The 17,754-nt window shown below is 38.9% G+C and carries 16 protein-coding genes; all 16 read left to right on the forward strand.

Features of this window, described 5'->3' with window-relative positions; all coding sequences use genetic code 11:
• The first annotated feature begins 60 nt into the window (after positions 1–60).
• The 16 genes from ACTSKG_RS00200 (at position 61) to ACTSKG_RS00275 (ending at position 17,742) form a co-directional block, all read left to right on the forward strand.
• The gene (locus tag ACTSKG_RS00200) at positions 61–1,260 is read left to right on the forward strand and encodes an acyl-CoA dehydrogenase family protein (RefSeq protein WP_464756157.1); all 1,200 of its coding nucleotides are present in this window, start codon (positions 61–63) and stop codon (positions 1,258–1,260) included.
• 107 nt (positions 1,261–1,367) lie between these two features.
• Positions 1,368–2,318, forward strand: a complete 951-nt coding sequence (locus ACTSKG_RS00205; protein ID WP_464756158.1) for a VOC family protein — start codon at positions 1,368–1,370, stop codon at positions 2,316–2,318.
• 15 nt (positions 2,319–2,333) lie between these two features.
• Positions 2,334–3,188: an alpha/beta fold hydrolase gene (locus tag ACTSKG_RS00210; protein WP_464756159.1), complete on the forward strand. Its 855-nt coding sequence runs from the start codon at positions 2,334–2,336 to the stop codon at positions 3,186–3,188.
• A 40-nt stretch (positions 3,189–3,228) separates the two neighbouring features.
• Positions 3,229–4,716: an FAD-dependent tricarballylate dehydrogenase TcuA gene (gene tcuA, locus ACTSKG_RS00215; RefSeq protein ID WP_464756160.1), complete on the forward strand. Its 1,488-nt coding sequence runs from the start codon at positions 3,229–3,231 to the stop codon at positions 4,714–4,716.
• A 12-nt stretch (positions 4,717–4,728) separates the two neighbouring features.
• Complete coding sequence (locus ACTSKG_RS00220) at positions 4,729–5,598, forward strand: alpha/beta fold hydrolase (protein WP_464756161.1); 870 nt, start codon at positions 4,729–4,731, stop codon at positions 5,596–5,598.
• A 78-nt stretch (positions 5,599–5,676) separates the two neighbouring features.
• A complete protein-coding gene (locus ACTSKG_RS00225) occupies positions 5,677–6,885 on the forward strand; it encodes an acyl-CoA dehydrogenase family protein (RefSeq protein ID WP_464756162.1) in 1,209 nt (402 codons plus the stop codon).
• A gap of 562 nt (positions 6,886–7,447) precedes the next feature.
• Entirely contained in the window at positions 7,448–8,401 is a 954-nt protein-coding gene (locus tag ACTSKG_RS00230; RefSeq protein WP_464756163.1) for an SMP-30/gluconolactonase/LRE family protein, read from the forward strand.
• A gap of 122 nt (positions 8,402–8,523) precedes the next feature.
• Positions 8,524–9,480 carry a VOC family protein gene (locus ACTSKG_RS00235; protein ID WP_464756164.1) on the forward strand — a complete coding sequence of 319 codons (957 nt, stop codon included), beginning with the start codon at positions 8,524–8,526 and terminating at the stop codon, positions 9,478–9,480.
• Between the two features lie 20 nt (positions 9,481–9,500).
• Positions 9,501–10,451 carry a VOC family protein gene (locus tag ACTSKG_RS00240; RefSeq protein WP_464756165.1) on the forward strand — a complete coding sequence of 317 codons (951 nt, stop codon included), beginning with the start codon at positions 9,501–9,503 and terminating at the stop codon, positions 10,449–10,451.
• A 12-nt stretch (positions 10,452–10,463) separates the two neighbouring features.
• Positions 10,464–10,934: a flavin reductase family protein gene (locus ACTSKG_RS00245; protein WP_464756166.1), complete on the forward strand. Its 471-nt coding sequence runs from the start codon at positions 10,464–10,466 to the stop codon at positions 10,932–10,934.
• A 14-nt stretch (positions 10,935–10,948) separates the two neighbouring features.
• Positions 10,949–11,719, forward strand: coding sequence for a 2-keto-4-pentenoate hydratase (locus ACTSKG_RS00250; RefSeq protein WP_464756167.1), 771 nt, complete (start codon positions 10,949–10,951; stop codon positions 11,717–11,719).
• Positions 11,720–11,732: 13 nt separating this feature from the next.
• Entirely contained in the window at positions 11,733–12,617 is an 885-nt protein-coding gene (locus ACTSKG_RS00255; RefSeq protein WP_464756168.1) for an acetaldehyde dehydrogenase (acetylating), read from the forward strand.
• On the forward strand, positions 12,614–13,615 hold the full coding sequence (gene dmpG, locus ACTSKG_RS00260; protein ID WP_464756169.1) for a 4-hydroxy-2-oxovalerate aldolase: 1,002 nt from the start codon (positions 12,614–12,616) through the stop codon (positions 13,613–13,615). Before ACTSKG_RS00255 ends, dmpG begins: the two co-directional genes overlap by 4 nt.
• Positions 13,616–14,634: 1,019 nt before the next feature.
• The gene (locus ACTSKG_RS00265) at positions 14,635–15,423 is read left to right on the forward strand and encodes an FAD synthetase family protein (protein ID WP_464756170.1); all 789 of its coding nucleotides are present in this window, start codon (positions 14,635–14,637) and stop codon (positions 15,421–15,423) included.
• Between the two features lie 14 nt (positions 15,424–15,437).
• On the forward strand, positions 15,438–16,307 hold the full coding sequence (locus ACTSKG_RS00270) for an isocitrate lyase/PEP mutase family protein (protein WP_464756171.1): 870 nt from the start codon (positions 15,438–15,440) through the stop codon (positions 16,305–16,307).
• A 16-nt stretch (positions 16,308–16,323) separates the two neighbouring features.
• A complete protein-coding gene (locus ACTSKG_RS00275) occupies positions 16,324–17,742 on the forward strand; it encodes an FAD-dependent oxidoreductase (protein WP_464756172.1) in 1,419 nt (472 codons plus the stop codon).
• The last annotated feature ends 12 nt before the right edge of the window (positions 17,743–17,754 follow it).

A 17,754-nucleotide genomic window follows, 5' to 3' on the forward strand; every position in this document is an offset into this window, starting at 1 on the left:
TACATTTCAAAATTTACTTTCGTTACATTTAATCTATCTAACAAGACAGGAGTGAATACGATGCCAGATGTATTAACAAAAAATGAGCTTGCCATTATTGATGAAGCAAAGGTATTAGCAGAAAAAATACGTGGGCGTGCAAGATTAACGGAGGAGTTACGCCGTATTCCAGAAGAAACGATTCAAGAATTAAAAGATACAGGTATTTTAAAAATTTTACGTCCAAAACGTTATGGTGGACTGCAATTAAGTGTAGAAACATATGCACGGGTCATTGTAGAGCTTTCAAAGGCATGTGCTTCAACCGGTTGGATTGCTTCTTTATGTGCTATACGTGAATTAATGGTTGCGGAATCATTTAATGAAGAAGCGCATGAAGAAATTTTTGGCCAAGATCCAGAAGGTGTTCTCTTTGCAGGGGTATATGAGCCTCGAGAATGCAAAGTACAAAAAGTAGATGGGGGCTATTTAATCGAAGAAGGTCACTGGATGTTTTGTTCTGGATCATTGCATGCCACATGGGGCTATTTTGGAATGTATACAAAAGATGAAGAAGGAAATATTTTAGAGCAACTGTTAATGACTGTTCCATTTAGCGATCTCGATATTGAAGATGATTGGTACACACTTGGCTTAAAAGGTACCGGGAGTAATGCCGTACGAATGAAAAATGTCTTTGTACCAGAAAATCGTGTAACTTCTTTTATCGCTGTATTAGATGGAGACTTTAAATCATCACATTTACGCGATATTCCTTTATATAGTGCTGCTTTATTCCCAGGATTAATTCTTTCGCTAGGCTTACCAGCATTAGGAGTTGTGCAAGAAATGTTGGAAAACTTTAAAAAGGGGTTGCCTTATCGTACAGCTCAACATATGGGGGTGAAGATGATTAAAGATGCAGCAAGCACACATACATTGCTTGCAACATCAACCTTAAAAGTGGAAACAGCTGAAATGTACTTAATGAATTTAGCTAAATGTATGGATGAGTGGGCGGCAAAACAAGTAATTATGCCAAAAGAGCTTCGTTTGAAAGCGCTAACAGATATCGGTTATGCTAACGAATTATTAAAAGAAGCGATGGATGCGTTATTTGCTGCTAGTGGTTCAGGCTTTGTATACGATCAAAACCCAATGCAGCGGTTAATTCGCGATTTTATAACGATGCATTCTCATCGTTCTTTATCCCCTGTCATAACACGTGAAAATTATGGGCGATTATTAGTAGGGTTAGAGCCAAATGCAATTCGTTATTAAGTAAAAACTAATGAAGAACAATTTGTTTTTCATATGTTTCTTCTATAGTTTTGAAGAATTTGCTTCAATTAAAATAGCAATAACGAGAGAAAGGAGTTAGTCAGTAAATGAATCCTAAAATTGCAAAGTTAGGTTATGTGTCATTGCAATCATCAGATATGGAGACATCCGTTAACTTTTTTCAAGAAGTAATTGGACTAGAATGTACTGAAAAAATTGGCGATATTTATTACTTCTGTGCTTGGGGTGACTTTGAACATCACAGTTTAGTTCTTAGTCCGGGCGAGACTGGAAAGGTGACACATTTTGGTTTGCGCACAAAAAGAAAAGAAGATGTGGAATTATTTGCGCAGCAATTATCAGCAAAAGGCTATGAAATAGAAAATGTACCAGCTTGGACAACACCTGGCATTGGAGAAGCAATTCGATTTACTGCACCATCTGGTCATCGTATTGAATTATATTATGATACCCAGCGTTCCCAAGTCGAAGAACATCGCAAATCGGTCCTTAAAAACCAAACATATAAATCTTGGGCAAAGGGAATTTCACCTAGACGTTTGGATCATATCAACATTCATACATGTGCAGATACAAAAAGTGTGTATGCATTTTTCGTGGATGAACTAGGATTCCGCATTAATGAATGTATTGAGGATGAAAATGGTACATTACTAGCTGGATGGATGAGTGTGACAGAACTGGTTCATGATATCGCTCTTGTAACACATGAAAAGTTAGAAACGACTGCACGATTCCATCATATTTCATACTGGCTAGACGATGTAGGCGATATTTTACGAGCAGCAGATATTTTAAGAGAATCTAACCTACAATTTATCGGTCCAGGCAAACATAGTATTTCACAAGCTATTTATTTATATGTCATTGATCCAGGTAGTGGTTGTCGTGTAGAACTTTTTACAGGAGGATACTTAATCTTCGAACCGGATTGGGAGACAGTTGTATGGCGACCAGAAGAGCGTGCGCTTGGCAATACATTTTGGGGTGACAGCATTACAGGCAATGAACTAATTATTTCAACAATTGAAGCATAAGGGGGAGGTATATAAATGCAGGTGACAACAGAAGTAACAGTTACATCACAACCAATAAAAACAGGCAAATACACAACATGGATGAATGAATCAGGTCAACAACATCCAGAAACAATTTTGTTTTTACATGGTTCAGGACCAGGAGTTACGGCAATCGCAAACTGGAGATATGCGCTAAATGATTGTGGGTCACAATTTCATTGTTTAGCTCCAGACTTATATGGGTTTGCCCAAAGTGACCATCCAGATGTCCCATTAAAAAACCGTCAAGCATGGATGGACTGCTGGATGGAACAAGTCATAGAAATTTTAGATTACTACAAATTAGAAAAAGTCCATGTAGTTGGTAACTCTTTAGGTTGCTCGATTGCTTTAGAATTAGCAGTTGAATATACAGATCGCTTTGATCGCATTGTATTAATGGGTCCAGGAGGAACACCAAATACGAAATTAAGTTTAGAGCTGGCACGTGCTAAAAACTTTTATGATAATCCATCTGAAAAACGCCTTCAGCAGATTATGGGGTGGTTTGTCTATGACAATGAGGCGATGCAACCTGTCATTGATGAAGTGACAAAACCGAGATTTGAAAATGCTATGCGAGAAGAAGTGAAACGTTCGAATAACTCAATTTTTGCTACAGCAGCGGTGCCGATTCCAACAGTAGCATTAAATCGACTGGAACATCCAATTTTACTTGTACATGGTCGAGATGACAAAGTATGCTCGATTGACTCTAGCTACTATTTATTAGAACATTTGGGTAATGCACAACTTCATGTTTTTAGCCGATGTGGGCACTGGACACAAATTGAGAAAAAGGATAAATTTAATTATTTAATTCAACAGTTTTTTAAAGGGCTAATATGAAAAAAATATTTAAAGCGCTTTCAAAAAAGGAGGTGTCTTGATGTTACAAGAATTGACAGCAGATGTTGTCGTAGTAGGTGCTGGCAATGCCGCCATGTGCGCAGCTATTGCTGCCGCCGAACAAGGAAGTGATGTCATAGTTTTAGAAATTTCCTCAGAAGCCGAAAAAGGTGGCAATACCACGTATACTCATGGTTCAATGCGCTTTGCGTACAAGAGTGGTGAAGAGATTAGGGCACTTTTACCAGATATGACGGATGAGGAATTTTCAATGACCGACTTTGGTGTATATACTAAAGAGCAATTTTTTGAAGATGTGAGTCGCCTATCAAATTATCGAACAGACTATGATTTAGCTAATATTTTGGCAAAGGAAAGCTATAAAGTAATGCAGTGGTTAACATCGCACCATGTTAAATGGATTCCTATTTATGGACGCCAAGCATTTAAAATAGACGGAGTTTTCAAGTTTTGGGGAGGTATGGTGGTAGAGGCAGTTGGCGGTGGGAAGGGTCTAGTGGATGCACTTCATTTGGAGGCAAAACGATTGGGGGTCCGCATTTTATATAATACCCCTGCAGTTAAACTAAACATGGTAAATAAACGAATCCAAGGTATTCATATTCGGCAGCAAAAGCAAGATGCATACATCCAGTGTAAATCCGTTGTACTTGCAAGTGGTGGCTTTCATGCGAATGTCGAAATGCGTACTAAATATTTAGGACCTGGATGGGATACCGTTCATACGCGAGGATGTAAGTTTAATACAGGTGCAGGTTTAAAAATGGCCATAGATGTGGGAGCAAGAACGATTGGCAATTGGTCTGGTGCACATGCAGTCGGTGGTGATCGGTATTTGCCAAGCTTCAAAGAAGGCTTTCAAAAGTTAAGCTACCCCTTTGGCATTCTCATTAATAAAGATGGTAAACGCTTTATCAATGAAGGAGCGGATTACCGGAATTATACGTATGCCAAAATCGGAAGAGAAATTTTAAAACAACCGGGTCAATATGCATGGCAAGTGTTCGATGCAAAAGGAAAACATTTTTTACGAGAAGAATATGAAGGACGCTCAGTCTCAAAAGTAGAAGCCAACACACTAGAAGAACTTGTGGAAATGATGGGTGATGTAGACCACGAAGGCTTTTTAACAGAAGTAAAAAACTTCAATAAAGCTGTAATGGATGTTCCATTTAATCCGAATGTGTTAGATGGCAAAGGTACAGAAGGATTAATAGTGCCAAAATCAAACTGGGCGCTCCCTATCAATGAAGGACCATTTGTAGCATACGCCATTGGTTGCGGAATTACGTTTACATATGGTGGTCTACACATTACGAAAAAAGCACAAGTATTACATGAAGATACAGATGCAATTGAAGGTTTATATGCAGCTGGAGAAATTGTTGGTGGTCTTTATTATGACAATTATCCAGGAGGGGCGGGTCTTACATCAGGCTCTGTATTTGGTAAAATAGCCGGCACTCAAGCAGCGAAATATGTTCAAGCTGAATTTCAATTGAAATAAGGGGGAACTTGTATGTCTATTCAAGCACATAAAGTACAAACAGGGGATTATGGAACATTTATCTATGAGTCTGGTAAAGGAAATAAAGAAACCGTGATTTTATTACATGGTTCTGGCCCAGGAGCTGGGGCAAAAGCAAATTGGCAACACGTATTAGAAGATTACGCGAAGGATTATCATGTTGTAGCACCAGACCTAGTAGGGTTTGGAGATACAGATCATCCAACAGACTATCCAGAAAATGGCGTACAATGGATGGCAAAACGTGTAAAACAAATTTTAGACTTAATGGATACATTACAAATTGAAAAAGCCCATTTAGTAGGGAACTCTTTGGGCGGTGTGATTGCGATGTATTTAAATATGGAAGCCCCAGAACGATTCCCGAAAAATGTATTAATGGGTGCTGGTGTGTTATTAAAAGAGCCAACAGTTGAGCTAATGAAGTTAGCCAACTTCCATTTAGATCCTACTAAAGAAAACTTACGGAACTTATTATCATGGTTTGTGTATGACATTGAGAATATGAAAGATTTCGTTGACGAAGTTGTAGAACAGCGTTTTGAAATGTTCCAACGCCCAGAAATTTACCGTTCCTATCGGGAAAATTTTACGAAATCTAGCTTAACTGAAATGTTAATTCCTCAAACAGCCTTCGAACGTATGCAAAATGAATTTTGTTTAATTCATGGGCATTTTGATCGCTTTGTTCCATTACAAAGTAGTTTATATGCATTAGATCACTTACCAAATTGTGAATTGCATGTATTTAAAAAATGTGGTCATTGGGCAATGATTGAACAACGTGAAGAATTTTTATATGCAACAAAACATTTCTTTAATAAAAGTGTTTCCACAAAATCTGAACCTGTGAACGTGTAAGTTAAAAGTAATGTTAAACAAATACTACGCATGAACACTTAATATTCTATGATGCACAATAAAAAGGAGTGTGGCTCAATGACACAAACATCAGTTCAACAAATTGAAGTACGCGATATGCTGATTGAAAACGCACGTTCAATGCAACAGATTTTACGTAGTGCGACCTTGGAAATCGATCAAACGAGTAAAATCCCTGATGAAATTGTTCAAATGATTCGTGATAAAGGATTATTAAAAGTATTACGACCGAGATTGTTTGGTGGCTATCAAACAGATATGCGTACCTATTTTGAAGTGGTGACAGAAATTTCACGTGGCAATGGTTCTGCTGGGTGGTTTGTATCTTTAAGTAACATTCGAGACTATATGGTTTCTTACGCTTTCGGTCGAAAAGCCTTAACCGAAATCTTTGGAGAAAACCATGATAAAGATGTGGTGCTAGCTGGAAACTTCAAACCAATTCATATCGATATAGAGCGTATCGAGGGGGGCTACTTAGTGAAAAAAGCACAATGGCCATTCGTATCTGGATCCCCTTATGCAGACTGGTTTTATTCCGGTGCACCTGTCGATGATGGAAATGGTGGACAAGAAATGGCTATTTTCATCGTTCCACGTCCAGATGTGAAGGTTTTAGATGATTGGGATGTAGTGGGATTAAAAGGTTCAGGTAGTAATAGTATCGTGATGGAAAATGTATTTATCCCAGACCACCGTGTATCACTAGATCGTTTAGCAGTCCAAGGTCATTATCTTATTGATGAACTAAAGGATGAGCCACTATATCGCACACCATTTGTTCCATCGTTAACATTATCTATTGTAGCGCCAGCATTGGGGCTTGCCCTCGGTGGGTTCGATTTACACATGGAACGCGTCATGAAGGCGGGTATTGGCAATACATTCTATCAGAAAATGAGCGAGGCACCCGTAACGCATTTACAAATTGCAGAAGCGGAAATGAAAATTGAAGCAGCCCGTTTAATGTTTGTCGATGTGATTAATAAGCTTGACGAGTACTCTCGTGAAGGAAAGTTATTTAATCAAAAAGAAAGTATTCGCATGAAAGCTGAATTTGGTTTTGCAAATCAATTATGTAAGGAATCCTATGATTTAATGCTTGCAGGAGCTGGTTCAGTGTTTGCTTATAATAGCAATGTGTTCCAAACCTTCTACCGCGACTTCATTACTATGCACTTACACGCGTTTATTACACCAAGTTCACTTTTAGAAACACATGGACGCATTCTTTGTGACTTAGAGCCGAATACGTATTTTGCATAATAAATTATATACAGCTAAAAGAGAAGAGATAAGTTTAGGACTCTTCTCTTTTTTTAAAAGATAAGTATATAAAAATGTCCTATGAACACTGGGTTTAAAGGACTTGTAAGAATGAATAATCCTATGATTTCCGTTACAGGTGGACGCTTTCCGCGGGCGTTGCCTCAGCCTCCTCGCTCGGAAAACATATGCTCCTGCGGTTACTCGTGGCAAAGACATTGCCCAAACAAAGTTTGGCCACTGTCTTCGCTGCGGGGTCTTCGTCTAACGCTTTTCCCACTGGAGACGCCACCTTGCACTACAATCCATTAATGTGTAGTACTACACTAAAAGATTTGGCATAGCTTATCAATAAGATAGAAAGATTGGACTAATTTTTAATGATTAGCTTAAATTACTTGTAATCTTTTTTGAATTATAAATGCTATCCACAGGCTCGAGCCGTGCCTACGGAAAGTGTCCGACCGGAGCTGAAATCAATGGCATATCTAGGTTTTTGTTCTGAAAAGACCGGGCGTTTTTTGCCAGGTTTTTCTTATTAACATTTTTAGGTGGGGAAAAGATGAAAACATGTGGTCATTACCAAGCGGAGTTTGCAGTAAGACCCATTTGGCATAAGCAGTTCGGAGTCATTTGGATAGATATTAGCGCACAAAAAATTATTACATACCATCCAACCACAGAAGAAGAAAATATTTATGATGCTATGGGTCCGATTGAAGCAATCGTGTCTGTAGATGATGGTCAATTTATAGGTGTGTATAAAGATGGGTTATACAAGATTAACTTTAAAATGGGGACGAAAAAACCGTTCGCCTTTCCTCCTGGATTAAGTGCATTGCATTATTTAAATGATGCGAAATGTGGTCCAGACGGTTATATATGGGTTGGTTCATCAGATGGTTTTTTTAAAAAGTTTAGAGAAACTGCTCCAACTGCGATGTCGGATTATCCTTTTCATAATTCAAAGTTATTTCGTATTAGCCCAGACGGAGAAGTTCAGGCCTTGCTTGAAAATATTACATTATCAAATGGTTTAGCCTGGCAAAAGGAAACCAATACATTCTACCATATTGATTCAGCTAAACAATCTATTTTTCAATACCAATTTACAGAGGATGGTATTTTAGAATTTCAACGTATTGTGTACACGTCTGAAATGCTAGAAGGGTTTCCAGGTGGAATGACGATTGATGCTCAAGATAATTTATGGATAGCGTTGTTTAAAGGAGGGCTTATCGCTCAAAAAAGTAATAAGCCATCACGCATTATCTGTTTAAATCCAACAACGATGCAAATTTTAGAAGAAATTCTTTTACCCGTTTCACATGTTACGTCATGTGTTATTGGTGGTGAAGATTTAAATATGCTTTATATTACAACAGCCAGGGATCCATTATCTCAGGCACGTGCAACTAAAGAACCTTTAGCGGGCTATTTATTAGAGATACCAATATCAAGTTTCGGGATTGAGCAATTTTCAATTCCTGTTATGCAAAAAAGCAAAATTCAATAAAAATTGTTTAAAAAAGTTGAAATTATAGATAAAAAGAGTTCTAACTGAAATCGCTTTCTTTTTATATGATGAATATAAGTTTAGGAAACCAAACATGAACAGTAAGGTAGGGAGGGTTGAGAATGGCAAAACCAGAAATTGCAAAATTAGGTCATGCAGCATTAGTAAGTACAGACTTAGAAAAATCATTATGGTTTTTTAAAGAAGTCATTGGATTAGAAGAGACAGCGGCAATCGATGGAGTACATTATTTGCGCGCATGGGGAGACTTCCAGCACCATACGTTAAGCATCGAACATGGTGACAGCTCGTATGTAAAACGAATTGGCTGGCGAACGAAAACTAAAGACTGCGTTTTAGGCTTTAAAGAACTTTTGCAACAAGCAGACGTAGTCGTTGAAGAATATCCAAAAGGAACGACACCTGGAATTGGGGATGCGGTTCGTTTCCAATTGCCGAGCGGACATACATTTGAGCTTTATTATGACGTTGAAAAACCAGAAGCTGCATCAGAATATAAATCTATTTTAAAAAACCAAGTATATCAAGCACATAGAAAAGGCATATCTCCACGTCGCTTTGACCACGTGAATATTCATACATCTACAAATGCTAATCTTACATTTGATTTCCTACTTGATACACTTGGCTTTAACTTGCGTGAATATGTAAAAGGGGATGAAGGTATTTTAGCCGGCTGGATGAGTGTAACATCTCTTGTTCATGATGTTGCATTAGTACATAAGTCGACTTTGCCATCAAAAGCACGTTTACATCATCTTTCCTATTGGTTAGACAACTCGCAAGATATTTTACGTGCAGCAGATATTTTAAAAGAGCAAGGCATTTCAATTATTGGTCCAGGTAAACATGGAATTACACAGGCAATTTATTTATATGTAATGGACCCAGGAAGTGGTTGTCGTGTAGAACTATTCTCGGGTGGCTATTTAATATTTGAACCAGATTGGGAGCCAATTGAGTGGACACGCGAAGAACAGTTAACTGTAGGAAACACATATTGGGGCGATAGCGTGCAAGATAAAGAGTTAAATAATATTACAATCGAAGCACGGTAAGAAAAGGGGAGGTTTAACATATGAAACCAGAAATTTCAAAACTAGGACATTTCGGATTAGTGAGTACAGACTTAGAAAAATCATTGTGGTTCTTTAAGGAAGTAATTGGTTTAGAAGAAACAGAAGTAGTAGACGGGGTGCACTACTTGCGTGCATGGGGAGATTTTGAACATCATACGCTATCAATTCGTGCTGGAGAAGAATCCTGCCTAGATCATATTGCATGGCGAACGAAGCGTACAGAAGATGTCGATGCATTTGCGGATTCTTTAAAGGCAAGCGGTACAGAAATTGAATGGGTGGAACCGGGAGCAGAAGCTGGGCAAGGAAAAGCATTCCGCTTCAAAACACCGAGTCAGCATACGTTCGAAATTTACTTTGAAATGGAAAAAACACTAGCATCAGCTGAAACGCGATCGGTACTAAAAAACCAATCGCATCGCTCATGGAATCGGGGCGTGTCACCAAGACGTATTGATCACGTGAACTTATTATCCTCATTACCAACAAAAGAGTTTGCAGACTTTTTACAAGAACAATTAGGCTTTAATTTACGTGAATATATTGAAGCGCCAGATGGTAACTATTTAGGAGCATGGCTAAGTGTAACCCCACTTGTACATGATATTGCCGTCAGTTTTGACCCAAACGCACCATCTACACATGAAGTGCACCATATTGCATATTGGCTAGATAATGCACAAGATTTATTGCGCGCAGCAGATATTCTAAAAGAACACGGTATTTACTTTAAGGGGCCAGGAAAACACGGTATCTCACAAGCTATGTATATTTATGCCATTGACCCAGGTAGTGGCGTGCGTCTTGAAATATTTACAAATGGTTACTTAATATTTGAACCAGATTGGGAACCGATTCGCTGGACCTTAGATGAAATGGATATTGGCTTTACGTATTGGGGAGACCAAATGGATTCCAAAACGGAAAATAATCCAACAATTAAAGCATAGGGGGAATGGAAAATGGAAGATCGTTTATTCCGTGATGCGATGGGAAAATTTGCGACAGGTGTGACAGTTATTACAACGCTGCATGAAGGACAGCCACATGGAATGACAGCGAATGCATTTATGTCCGTATCGCTTGATCCAAAATTAGTGGTTATTTCAATCGGAGCAAATGCACGTTGTCTGTCAAAAATCAAAGAAAGTGGCATTTTCGCAGTCAATATATTAGCTGCACATCAACAGGAACAGTCAATGATTTTTGCGGGACAAATAAAAGAAAATCGTGAAGTGACATTTGAAACACTGGCGGATATTCCTGTAATACCAGATGCTTTAGCACAAGTAAGTTGTGACGTTGTTTCTGAATACATCGAAGGCGACCACACATTATTTATTGGTAAAGTACGTGATATTCGTGTACAGGATGGGGAGCCATTATTGTTTTATGCAGGGAAATACCGCTCACTGGAGACAGTGCCGGTATAAGGAGGGAGACATCGGTGGATATTCAAAAAGGTGCTCAATTATTAAGATTAGCTGAAATGAATAAGCAACCGATTGCCCCATTTACATCGTCAACTGAAATATCAGTTGACGATGCTTATCGTATCCAACTTCTTCAAATTCAAGAAAAAACAGAAGCGGGAGCCGAAGTTGTGGGCATGAAAATTGGATTAACAAGTAAAGTAATGCAGGATATGTTTAAGGTGAAGACCCCAGACTTTGGACATATATTAAATACGATGGTGTACGCCGAAGAAGAACCGATCAAAATCCAACATTTTTTACAACCAAAAGTAGAATTTGAACTGGCCTTTTTCTTAAAATCGGATTTAAAAGGACCAAATGTGTCAGAATACGATGTCATTGCGGCGACGGAGGCTATTGCACCCGCAATTGAGATTATTGATAGTCGAATAGAAAATTGGCAATTTCAATTTCAAGATACTGTCGCTGATAACGGATCTTCAGCAGGAACAGTGATCGGTAAAATGCGTACTCCTGTTGATTTACAAGCGTTGGAGACAATTGAATTAGTTGCTAAGCGTAACGGGGAAGTATTTGACAAAGGTTTAAGTAGTGCTGTAATGGGAAATCCAGCAAAGGCTGTTGCATGGCTTGCGAATATGTTAAGTGATTACGATATTACATTAAAAGCAGGACAATTCATTTTAGCTGGAGCCATAACGGCAGCAGTACCGTTTGAATCAGGTGATACTTTCGAAGCAGATTTCGGAACGTACGGCACTGTCCGTGTCGCATTTTCATAAAAGAGGTGACGGAATGACAAAATTAAAAGTAGGAATTATCGGTTCAGGCAATATTGGGACGGATTTAATGTATAAAATTGAGCGCTGTGATTATTTACAAATGTCAGTGATGATTGGTATCGATCCAGCTTCTGAAGGGTTGCGTAGAGCAAAAGAGCGGGGATATAAAACAATTGAGAATGGTATTGAAGGTTTGTCTGACCAAATGGACTTAGTTGATATTGTATTTGATGCGACAAGTGCATATGCACATGAGGCAAATTTTGCAGTAGTCAAAGCAGCGGGAAAAAAGATGATTGATTTAACCCCTGCAGCGATTGGTCCATTTACTGTGCCTCCTGTAAACTTAACGCAACATATTGAAGCAGACAATGTCAATATGGTGACATGTGGTGGACAGGCTACAATCCCGATGGTATATGCCATTAATCGTATTACCTCAGTTGAATATGCGGAAATTGTTGCAACTGTGGCAAGTAAAAGTGCCGGTCCTGGAACACGTGCAAATATTGACGAGTTTACCCATACAACTGCACGAGCAATTGAGGTAGTCGGTGGAGCGAAAAAGGGAAAAGCTATCATTATTTTAAATCCAGCAGAACCACCTATTATTATGCGTGATACAGTGCATGCGTTATTAACTGAAGAAGGTAAGGAACAAGAAATTATTGAATCCGTTCATGAAATGGTTAAAGAGGTTCAATCATACGTTCCAGGTTATCGTTTGAGAGGGGAGCCCATTTTTGAGGGGAAAAAAGTATCCATTTTTGTAGAAGTAGAAGGAGCAGGTGACTTCTTTCCAAAATACTCTGGTAATTTAGATATTATGACCGCAGCGGCTGCACGGGTAGCAAATGAGATAGCTAAAAATCATGTAATTGGAGGAATTCGTGTATGAAAGATGTGCATGTATTAGACGTTACTTTACGTGATGGTAGTCACTCGATGCAACATGCGTATACAGAAGCGCAAGTTCGATCGGTTGCGCGTGGATTAAATAAGGCTGGATTAGAATATTTTGAAGTATCTCATGGAGATGGTTTAGGTGGTTCCAGCTTACAATACGGTCTATCAGCAGTGGATGAATTAAAACTAATTGAAGCTGCAGTAGATGAATGTGATGTTTCAAAAGTTGCTGTCTTATTAATCCCAGGTATTGGTGTTAAAGGTGATTTGCAAAATGCGGTTACTGTAGGTGCAAAAATGGCGCGTGTGGCAACCCATGTAACAGAAGCTGATGTAGCTGCTCAACATATCTCCCTAAGTCGAGAGCTTGGTTTGAAAACAGCAGGTTTTTTAATGATGGCACATATGGCCGATACGAAAGTAATTGTAGAACAAGCGAAATTATTTGAAAGTTACGGTGCTGAAATAGTTTATGTAACCGATTCTGCAGGCTCTTTATTGCCACATGAAGTAACAGAGCGCATCCGGGCGTTAAAAGAGCACGTTAGTTGTGAGATTGGTTTTCATGCCCATAATAATTTATCGCTGGCGATGGCAAATACATTGGCAGCTGTGGAAGCTGGTGCTACATATATTGATGGTTCATTACGGGCACTCGGAGCAGGGAGTGGAAACACGCAAACGGAAGCTATCATTGCTGTATTAGACCGTTTGAATATTGCCACTGGCGTTCATTTATATGACATTATAGATGTGGCAAATGACGTCGTGGCACCAATGATGTTACGGCCACAAGAGATTAGTGGTTCTAGTTTAATGATGGGGTATGCAGGCGTATATTCAAGTTTTTTACTTCATACAGAAAAAGCAGCACAACAATTTGGAGTAGATGAGCGAGATATTTTAATAGAGCTTGGTCGCCGAAAAACGATAGGCGGGCAAGAAGATATGATTTATGAAGTCGCACAAACCATTCGAGCTACAAAATAAAAAACAAGAAGCTGTGCAGAGTAATACGTATCTGGACTGCTTTTTTTACTGCTTAGAAGATTATACTATTCATGTTTTGTGGATAACTTCCCCAAAACATATAAGGTATGCCACTTTATATATTAAGCGCACTTAGGAAAAGTGCGTCACAACTAGTAACCGCCGGGATTTAGCGCAACGGCATTCGCTTTCCACGGGCGTTGCCTTAGCCTCCTCGCTACGCTGCGGGGTCTTCGGTTAACGATTTTCCCGTAGGAGTCTCACGCCGCCGCGCTAAATCCAATTTTATGTACACTTTCTGAAGATAAATTTCAATAAATGGTCAAGCGAGAGAATAGATGATGTGAACGCGACAAACTACCCTCCAAGCAAAACATATTTCGATAGTGACAAAGCGACTGTTCAAAGCAACAACAGCTTTTAATAGATAATATATTGCATAGGTCCATGATAATTTTATGGAGAATTGCTTTATTTCTTTAAGGCACTGAATGACTTTAACTAATTCACTGCTATTTTAGTCAGAAAGTATTGATTGTAGCGTAAGGGGGCGACTCCAGCGGGATAAAGTGAGACAGATGAGACTTCACAACGTACGCGTAAGCGGCGGTGAAGGCTCATCGCTCACCCCGCGGAAAGCGTCCGCCCTGGAGCGGAAATCCTAGCGGTAATTGCCTTACGATGCATTATTCCTATAGTGCGCAAACTGTCAAAAATATAAGACTAGTTTTTTATAAGGTTTAACTACGATAATACCATCCACTTTATTTGCTGACATTGTAAGTACACCACCTTAAAATTCCTTTGCAAATCCACAACGCTTATAAAATTCGTTAAAATATATCGGAAAATGAATTGATTCTCGTAAAAAACTATTCTAGTTGATCAATACATTATTTTATATGATTAACCCATCTTTATGAATTGTAAAGAAAACGGAAGAGATTATCGACATTAACTCAAAAATGTAAACGCTATCAACTTAGTGTAAACCAAACGACAAAAGGAGGGGCCTCATCATGAAAGTCATTTTAATTGATGCAGAAAATTTAGAGACTGTACAACAAAAAAGTGAACAGAGCGTGATGGCTCTCGGTTTCTTTGATGGACTCCATAAAGGACACCAAACCATTATTCAAATTGCCAAACGACATGCAACTATAAAGCAGTTGCCCTTGGCAGTGATGAGTTTTTTTCCTCATCCGAAAACGGTTATAACTAATAGTTATGTGGATTATTTAATGCCGATTGAAGAAAAGACCCATCAATTAAAGAAGTTGGGTGTCGACTTATTTTATATCGTTCATTTTACAAAAGAGTTTGCCACCTTAGCTCCCCAGACATTTGTTGAACAATATCTAGCGAAGCTTGGCGTAAAAGTTGCTGTCGCTGGTTTTGATTATAAATATGGTTATAAGGGAGAAGGACAAGTACACATGATTGCTGATCAAAGTCAGCAACAAATCCAAGTAGTGGTTGCTCCAAAAGTAGAAATGGCTGGTGAAAAAATTAGTTCAACTCTTTGTCGTAGTTTATTAAAAGCTGGTCAAGTTGAAAAAATTTATGCACTATGTGGGCGACCATATGCAATTCAATACGACCTACAAAGTGGCATTGAGCCTTATTTTACACTACCAAAGCGGGGGCATTACAAAGTAGAGATTCATACTACACAACATATATATTCAAGCGTTATTGAAGTGATGGATGATCAGTTCATTAAAGGGCTGGACATTCAAAGTAATGACAAAGTCAAAATAGTATTTTATAAAGCTGATCCTAACTTCATGAAGGTATTAGTAAATTAAAAGGCGGGAAGCAAATGAAAAAGACTGAGCAATTTCAACAATTATTGCAAAATCCAAGTACCTTTATATTACCAGGAGCTTATGATGGCATGACAGCTCGCATTATCGAAGAGGCAGGCTTTCCAGCCATATACGCTACAGGAGCAGGCATTTCGAATGCACAACTTGGTTGGGCAGATGTTGGTTTAACTACTGCTACGGAAATCGCCCAAGTAGTATCTTGGATGGCAGATGTCACAAATATTCCGATTGTTGTAGATGCAGATACAGGTTTTGGCAATGCGATTAATATGCAACGTACTGTGAAAATGTTGGAACGGGCCGGAGCCGCAGCGATTCAAATTGAAGATCAAGTGATGCCAAAAAAATGCGGACATTTCAATGGGAAATCGGTTATTTCTAAAGAAGAAATGATAGGCAAGATTAAAGCTGCTTTAGACGCACGATTAGATGATAACTTAGCGATTATCGCCAGAACAGATGCAGTAGGTGTTTATGGAATTGAAGAAGCATTAGACCGTGCAAATGCCTACAAAGAGGCCGGAGCACATGCCATTTTTATAGAAGCACCGACAGAAATTGAACAACTGTTACGGATTCCAAAAGAGGTCCCTGATATTCCACATATTATAAATTTAGTCGAGGGTGGTAAAACACCACTTGTTTCACGTCGAGAAGCACAAGAAATGGGCTTCCAAATTATGTTATGTGCTAATACAACTTTACGTGGGGCGATAAAAGGGGCAATGGAAGCAATAAAATTATTGCATCAAGAAGAATCTCAAAAAAATATGGGTGATTTAATATGCTCATGGGAACAACGTCAACAACTATTTAAGCTAAAAGAAATTCAACAATTAGAACTTCAGTATTCTAGTAAGTAAGAAAGTGAGGAAGCATATGCCAAAAGTAGATTACGATATTATTGTTGTAGGTTGCGGTGCTGCGGGGACATCTGCTGCCCTAGCAGCCGCGGAAGAAGCAAAAACACAAAATCTAGATATTAAAATTGCGATTTTAGAACGAGCATCTTTTGAAGAACGGGGAGGAAATACTCGTTGGACAGCTGCTTATATGCGAATGGAGAATATCGATAAACCTGCACCGAATTTTATAGAAGATATGTTGAAGTTTTCGGATTATTACGCAGATGAGCAGTATATACGTACACTACATGAAAATGCAGGGCCGACATTACGATGGGTAGAGTCCAAAGGGGTCGATTTTGATTTTTTACCTACAATGTTCTTAACGGCTTCTAAACCACGTTTGTTACCTGTGGGTGGAGGTCGTGCGATTGTTGATACACTCAGCCTTCGTGCTCGTGCCCTCGGTGTAGAAATTATTTATGAAACAACTGCGTGGGATTTAGTACTGGACGAATCGGGCAGTGTTAGAGGTCTCAAAGTGCGTATTGCGGAAGGAGAAACACTTGCCTTATCGACCAATGCAGTTATTTTAGCAGCAGGAGGTTTCCAAGGAAGCCAGGAAATGATGGCACAATATATTGGTCGTCATGCACATAAAATTCCAACGGTTGCAGAAGGTGGATTATTCAATAAAGGTGAGGCCATTCGTATGGCATTACGAATTGGTGCAAAAGGGCAAGGACAATTTGATGCTTTCCATGCCGAAACTGTTGATCCTCGTAGTAAAAGGGAAGAAGCTGGGGTCATGATGTACCCATACGGCATTTTAGTAAACCAACAAGGCGAGCGTTTTGTCAATGAAGGTGAAACGACGATTGATGAACAATATGAAGCTGTTGCTCGTAAGATTTTCTACGAATGTGAAGGTCACATTGCTTATATGATTTCGGATCAAAAAATGTACGATATACCTGGCTATGAAGAAGCATTGCAAACAGAAGTCCCTCCAATTGTAGCAGACACAATTGAAGAACTAGCTGAAGCATTAGATGTTCCTTCAGAAATGTTATCCAAAACGGTAGAGCAATTTAACGAAGCTTGCCCACCAGGAGAATTTTTATTTAACAAAAAGGATGGATTAGCAGCGATAACAATCACACCACCAAAATCGAACTGGTCCATTCCAATTAATAAAGGTCCATTTATTGCATATCCGATTATTTGTTGCAATGTATTTACAAATGGCGGGTTAGCAACGGATACAAATGGTCGTGTCCTATCAGGAGACGATTATCCAATTCCAGGGTTATATGCAGCAGGAGAAACATCCGGTCTTTACTATGGTAAATATCCAGGAGGTACATCAGTTTTACGTTGTTTAGTATTTGGAAAACGTGCAGGAGAACATGCTGTTAACTTAATCGGTTCACGACAAAAAGCGTATTTATAATGGGGGAATTTG

The sequence above is a fragment of the Psychrobacillus syltrankelensis genome (genome assembly GCF_055454035.1).

Excerpts from the sequence above, each read along its gene's own strand:
- ACTSKG_RS00200 (WP_464756157.1), top strand. The coding sequence starts at position 61 with ATGCCAGATGTATTAACAAAAAATGAGCTTGCCATTATTGATGAAGCA.
- ACTSKG_RS00205 (WP_464756158.1), top strand. The coding sequence starts at position 1,368 with ATGAATCCTAAAATTGCAAAGTTAGGTTATGTGTCATTGCAATCATCA.
- ACTSKG_RS00210 (WP_464756159.1), top strand. The coding sequence starts at position 2,334 with ATGCAGGTGACAACAGAAGTAACAGTTACATCACAACCAATAAAAACA.
- tcuA (WP_464756160.1), top strand. The coding sequence starts at position 3,229 with ATGTTACAAGAATTGACAGCAGATGTTGTCGTAGTAGGTGCTGGCAAT.
- ACTSKG_RS00220 (WP_464756161.1), top strand. The coding sequence starts at position 4,729 with ATGTCTATTCAAGCACATAAAGTACAAACAGGGGATTATGGAACATTT.
- ACTSKG_RS00225 (WP_464756162.1), top strand. The coding sequence starts at position 5,677 with ATGACACAAACATCAGTTCAACAAATTGAAGTACGCGATATGCTGATT.
- ACTSKG_RS00230 (WP_464756163.1), top strand. The coding sequence starts at position 7,448 with ATGAAAACATGTGGTCATTACCAAGCGGAGTTTGCAGTAAGACCCATT.
- ACTSKG_RS00235 (WP_464756164.1), top strand. The coding sequence starts at position 8,524 with ATGGCAAAACCAGAAATTGCAAAATTAGGTCATGCAGCATTAGTAAGT.
- ACTSKG_RS00240 (WP_464756165.1), top strand. The coding sequence starts at position 9,501 with ATGAAACCAGAAATTTCAAAACTAGGACATTTCGGATTAGTGAGTACA.
- ACTSKG_RS00245 (WP_464756166.1), top strand. The coding sequence starts at position 10,464 with ATGGAAGATCGTTTATTCCGTGATGCGATGGGAAAATTTGCGACAGGT.
- ACTSKG_RS00255 (WP_464756168.1), top strand. The coding sequence starts at position 11,733 with ATGACAAAATTAAAAGTAGGAATTATCGGTTCAGGCAATATTGGGACG.
- dmpG (WP_464756169.1), top strand. The coding sequence starts at position 12,614 with ATGAAAGATGTGCATGTATTAGACGTTACTTTACGTGATGGTAGTCAC.
- ACTSKG_RS00265 (WP_464756170.1), top strand. The coding sequence starts at position 14,635 with ATGAAAGTCATTTTAATTGATGCAGAAAATTTAGAGACTGTACAACAA.
- ACTSKG_RS00270 (WP_464756171.1), top strand. The coding sequence starts at position 15,438 with ATGAAAAAGACTGAGCAATTTCAACAATTATTGCAAAATCCAAGTACC.
- ACTSKG_RS00275 (WP_464756172.1), top strand. The coding sequence starts at position 16,324 with ATGCCAAAAGTAGATTACGATATTATTGTTGTAGGTTGCGGTGCTGCG.